Source organism: Stenotrophomonas sp. PS02298 (assembly GCF_029959445.1).
Taxonomy (GTDB): Bacteria; Pseudomonadota; Gammaproteobacteria; order Xanthomonadales; family Xanthomonadaceae; genus Stenotrophomonas.
Genome location: NZ_JASCOR010000221.1, coordinates 1 through 5,397, shown reverse-complemented (window position 1 = coordinate 5,397; position 5,397 = coordinate 1). Strand labels below are relative to the sequence as shown.

The window sequence follows — 5,397 nt, the reverse complement described above, 5'->3', positions numbered from 1 at the left end:
CGGAAACGTCGCAGCCTACGAAGAAGGCGCTGAGGCCTGATTCGAAGTTCTTTGAAAGTATGCGCAGGTATCTTGTGAGGACGCCTGCAGGAATGGATGACTGTCCATCTTGCAGACGTTTAATCAAGCAATGATTCAATTGTTTTAATGCAAGCGAAACGTTGCCAGTGGTTGAACTTCTGCAGCTAAAGTATTTGTCTTCGGACATGTAATTTTAAGTGAAGAGTTTGATCCTGGCTCAGAGTGAACGCTGGCGGTAGGCCTAACACATGCAAGTCGAACGGCAGCACAGGAGAGCTTGCTCTCTGGGTGGCGAGTGGCGGACGGGTGAGGAATGCATCGGAATCTACTCTTTCGTGGGGGATAACGTAGGGAAACTTACGCTAATACCGCATACGACCTACGGGTGAAAGCCGGGGACCTTCGGGCCTGGCGCGAATGAATGAGCCGATGCCCGATTAGCTAGTTGGCGGGGTAAGAGCCCACCAAGGCGACGATCGGTAGCTGGTCTGAGAGGATGATCAGCCACACTGGAACTGAGACACGGTCCAGACTCCTACGGGAGGCAGCAGTGGGGAATATTGGACAATGGGCGCAAGCCTGATCCAGCCATACCGCGTGGGTGAAGAAGGCCTTCGGGTTGTAAAGCCCTTTTGTTGGGAAAGAAAAGCAGCTGGTTAATACCCGGTTGTTCTGACGGTACCCAAAGAATAAGCACCGGCTAACTTCGTGCCAGCAGCCGCGGTAATACGAAGGGTGCAAGCGTTACTCGGAATTACTGGGCGTAAAGCGTGCGTAGGTGGTTGTTTAAGTCTGTCGTGAAAGCCCTGGGCTCAACCTGGGAATTGCGATGGAAACTGGGCGACTAGAGTGTGGCAGAGGATAGTGGAATTCCTGGTGTAGCAGTGAAATGCGTAGAGATCAGGAGGAACATCCGTGGCGAAGGCGACTGTCTGGGCCAACACTGACACTGAGGCACGAAAGCGTGGGGAGCAAACAGGATTAGATACCCTGGTAGTCCACGCCCTAAACGATGCGAACTGGATGTTGGGTGCAATTTGGCACGCAGTATCGAAGCTAACGCGTTAAGTTCGCCGCCTGGGGAGTACGGTCGCAAGACTGAAACTCAAAGGAATTGACGGGGGCCCGCACAAGCGGTGGAGTATGTGGTTTAATTCGATGCAACGCGAAGAACCTTACCTGGCCTTGACATGTCGCGAACTTTCCAGAGATGGATTGGTGCCTTCGGGAACGCGAACACAGGTGCTGCATGGCTGTCGTCAGCTCGTGTCGTGAGATGTTGGGTTAAGTCCCGCAACGAGCGCAACCCTTGTCCTTAGTTGCCAGCACGTAATGGTGGGAACTCTAAGGAGACCGCCGGTGACAAACCGGAGGAAGGTGGGGATGACGTCAAGTCATCATGGCCCTTACGGCCAGGGCTACACACGTACTACAATGGTGGGGACAGAGGGCTGCAAGCCGGCGACGGTAAGCCAATCCCAGAAACCCTATCTCAGTCCGGATTGGAGTCTGCAACTCGACTCCATGAAGTCGGAATCGCTAGTAATCGCAGATCAGCATTGCTGCGGTGAATACGTTCCCGGGCCTTGTACACACCGCCCGTCACACCATGGGAGTTTGTTGCACCAGAAGCAGGTAGCTTAACCTTCGGGAGGGCGCTTGCCACGGTGTGGCCGATGACTGGGGTGAAGTCGTAACAAGGTAGCCGTATCGGAAGGTGCGGCTGGATCACCTCCTTTTGAGCAAGGCAGCATCGCCTGTCAGGCGTCCCCACAAGAAACCTGCATTCAGAGTTCCATAGCCAACAGGGTTGGCTTGGAAAAGTCCCAATACGGGGCCTTAGCTCAGCTGGGAGAGCACCTGCTTTGCAAGCAGGGGGTCGTCGGTTCGATCCCGACAGGCTCCACCATGTTGAGTTATGACAGAACATTGGGTCTGTAGCTCAGGTGGTTAGAGCGCACCCCTGATAAGGGTGAGGTCGGTAGTTCGAGTCTACCCAGACCCACCACTCTGAATGTACCGCATACTAAGAATTTATAGACATCAGCACTGTGGCTGATATCTGTTCTTTTAAAACTTGTGACGTAGCGAGCGTTTGAGATTATCTATCTTGACGTGTCGTGAGGCTAAGGCGGAAGACTTAAATGTCTTCTTATTAATTGAGTCGTTATATTCGTATCCGGGCTTTGTACCCCTGGATCAAATGTATAACCCAAGGCAACTTGCGGTTATATGGTCAAGCGAATAAGCGCACACGGTGGATGCCTTGGCGGTCAGAGGCGATGAAGGACGTGGCAGCCTGCGAAAAGTATCGGGGAGCTGGCAACAAGCTTTGATCCGGTAATGTCCGAATGGGGAAACCCACCGCTCCGGCGGTATCCTGCAGTGAATACATAGCTGCTGGAAGCGAACCTGGTGAACTGAAATATCTAAGTAACCAGAGGAAAAGAAATCAACCGAGATTCCCTGAGTAGCGACGAGCGAACGGGGAACAGCCCTTAAGCTGGTATGGTTCTAGAAAAACGGTTTGGAAAAGCCGGCCATAGAAGGTGATAGCCCTGTATTTAAAAGGGCCATTCCAGTGAAGACGAGTAGGGCGGGGCACGTGAAACCCTGTCTGAATATGGGGGGACCATCCTCCAAGGCTAAATACTACTGACCGACCGATAGTGAACCAGTACCGTGAGGGAAAGGCGAAAAGAACCCCGGAGAGGGGAGTGAAATAGATCCTGAAACCGTGTGCGTACAAGCAGTAGGAGCTCGCAAGAGTGACTGCGTACCTTTTGTATAATGGGTCAGCGACTTACTGTTCGTGGCAAGCTTAACCGTATAGGGGAGGCGAAGGGAAACCGAGTCTGATAAGGGCGCATAGTCGCGGGCAGTAGACCCGAAACCGGGTGATCTAGTCATGCCCAGGGTGAAGGTGCGGTAACACGCACTGGAGGCCCGAACCCACTCCCGTTGCAAAGGTAGGGGATGAGGTGTGATTAGGAGTGAAAAGCTAATCGAACCCGGAGATAGCTGGTTCTCCTCGAAAGCTATTTAGGTAGCGCCTCATATGTATCCTCTCGGGGGTAGAGCACTGTTATGGCTAGGGGGTCATCGCGACTTACCAAACCATTGCAAACTCCGAATACCGAGACGGACTGTATGGGAGACACACGGCGGGTGCTAACGTCCGTCGTGAAAAGGGAAACAACCCAGATCCACAGCTAAGGTCCCAAATTTACTGCTAAGTGGAAAACCATGTGGAAAGGCACAGACAGCCAGGAGGTTGGCTTAGAAGCAGCCACCCTTTAAAGAAAGCGTAATAGCTCACTGGTCGAGTCGGTCTGCGGGGAAGATTTAACGGGGCTAAGCAGTAAACCGAAGCTTGGAGTGCATAACTTTGTTATGCGCGGTAGAGGAGCGTTCCGTAAGCCTGTGAAGGTGAGTTGAGAAGCTTGCTGGAGGTATCGGAAGTGCGAATGCTGACATGAGTAACGATAATGCGGGTGAAAAACCCGCACGCCGAAAGCCCAAGGTTTCCTTGCGCAACGTTAATCGGCGCAGGGTGAGTCGGCCCCTAAGGCGAGGCAGAAATGCGTAGTCGATGGGAAGCAGGTTAATATTCCTGCACCTCGCGTAAGTGCGATGGAGGGACGGAGAAGGTTAGGTGTACCAGGCGTTGGTTGTCCTGGGGAAAGGCGGTAGGTTTGGATCTTTGGCAAATCCGGGATCCTTTAAGACCGAGCACCGAGACGAGCCTTTAAGGCGAAGTCACTGATACCACGCTTCCAGGAAAAGCTCCTAAGCTTCAGCTTACGCAGACCGTACCGTAAACCGACACAGGTGGGTAGGATGAGAATTCTCAGGCGCTTGAGAGAACTCGGGTGAAGGAACTAGGCAACATGGCACCGTAACTTCGGGAGAAGGTGCACCCTTTTTGGTGGCTCATGCGAGCTATAGCTGAAGAGGGTCGCAGTAACCAGGCCGCTGCGACTGTTTATCAAAAACACAGCACTCTGCAAACACGAAAGTGGACGTATAGGGTGTGACGCCTGCCCGGTGCTGGAAGGTTAATTGATGGGGTCAGCCGCAAGGCGAAGCTCTTGATCGAAGCCCCAGTAAACGGCGGCCGTAACTATAACGGTCCTAAGGTAGCGAAATTCCTTGTCGGGTAAGTTCCGACCTGCACGAATGGCGTAACGACAGCGGCGCTGTCTCCACCCGAGACTCAGTGAAATTGAAATCGCTGTGAAGATGCAGCGTTCCCGTGGCAAGACGGAAAGACCCCGTGAACCTTTACTATAGCTTTACACTGAACGTTGAGTTCGTCTGTGTAGGATAGGTGGGAGGCTATGAAACTGTGGCGCTAGCTGCAGTGGAGCCATCCTTGAAATACCACCCTGTCGTGCTTGACGTTCTAACCTAGGTCCATTATCTGGATCGGGGACCGTGTATGGTGGGTAGTTTGACTGGGGCGGTCTCCTCCTAAAGAGTAACGGAGGAGCTCGAAGGTACGCTCAGCGCGGTCGGACATCGCGCACTGTGTGCAAAGGCATAAGCGTGCTTGACTGCAAGATCGACGGATCAAGCAGGTAGGAAACTAGGACTTAGTGATCCGGTGGTTCTGTATGGAAGGGCCATCGCTCAACGGATAAAAGGTACTCCGGGGATAACAGGCTGATACCGCCCAAGAGTTCATATCGACGGCGGTGTTTGGCACCTCGATGTCGGCTCATCACATCCTGGGGCTGTAGTCGGTCCCAAGGGTATGGCTGTTCGCCATTTAAAGTGGTACGCGAGCTGGGTTCAGAACGTCGTGAGACAGTTCGGTCCCTATCTGCCATGGGCGTTGGAAGTTTGAGAGGGGCTGCTCCTAGTACGAGAGGACCGGAGTGGACGAACCTCTGGTGTTCCGGTTGTCACGCCAGTGGCATTGCCGGGTAGCTATGTTCGGAAGCGATAACCGCTGAAAGCATCTAAGCGGGAAGCGCGCCTCAAGATGAGACTTCCCGGGGCACAAGCCCCCTAAAGGAACCATATAGACTATGTGGTTGATAGGTCAGGTGTGTAAGTGCAGCAATGCATTGAGCTAACTGATACTAATGATCCGTGTGGCTTGACCATATAACCTCAAGTTGCCTTGGCCGACATGACATGTCGATAGATACCAAGTGCACGCTACGTCACAAGATCCATGAGAGGCAGGCGCCTAAATCCGTACTTTGGATGGCGACGCTCCAACCGTCTCCCTGATGAAATTAGCGCTATGGAACCACCCGATCCCATCCCGAACTCGGAAGTGAAACGTAGCCGCGCCGATGGTAGTGCAGCCTAAGCTGTGCGAGAGTAGGTCATCGTCAGGGTTTTATCTAAGAACCCCGCTGCTCA

At 53.2% G+C, this 5,397-nt stretch carries 1 protein-coding gene, 2 tRNA genes and 3 rRNA genes; 5 read left to right on the top strand and 1 reads right to left on the bottom strand.

The window, feature by feature from the left end:
* Nucleotides 1–208, bottom strand: a 208-nt coding sequence (locus QMX78_RS19865) for a hypothetical protein (RefSeq protein ID WP_282272866.1), incomplete at its 3' end; no start/stop codon positions are given.
* Nucleotides 209–215: 7 nt separating this feature from the next.
* On the opposite strand from QMX78_RS19865, the gene QMX78_RS19860 reads away from it, so the two are divergent.
* The 5 genes from QMX78_RS19860 to rrf all read left to right on the top strand — a co-directional run bounded on the left by QMX78_RS19860 (nt 216) and on the right by rrf (nt 5,372).
* Nucleotides 216–1,760 (top strand): 16S ribosomal RNA (locus tag QMX78_RS19860).
* A 94-nt stretch (nt 1,761–1,854) separates the two neighbouring features.
* Nucleotides 1,855–1,930: transfer RNA gene (locus tag QMX78_RS19855), tRNA-Ala, on the top strand.
* Between the two features lie 22 nt (nt 1,931–1,952).
* A tRNA-Ile gene (locus QMX78_RS19850) sits at nt 1,953–2,029 on the top strand.
* A gap of 226 nt (nt 2,030–2,255) precedes the next feature.
* A 23S ribosomal RNA gene (locus QMX78_RS19845) occupies nt 2,256–5,133 on the top strand.
* A gap of 124 nt (nt 5,134–5,257) precedes the next feature.
* Nucleotides 5,258–5,372 (top strand): 5S ribosomal RNA (gene rrf, locus QMX78_RS19840).
* Together the 16S, 23S and 5S rRNA genes with 2 tRNA genes alongside form the textbook arrangement of a ribosomal RNA operon.
* Nucleotides 5,373–5,397: the final 25 nt, after the last annotated feature.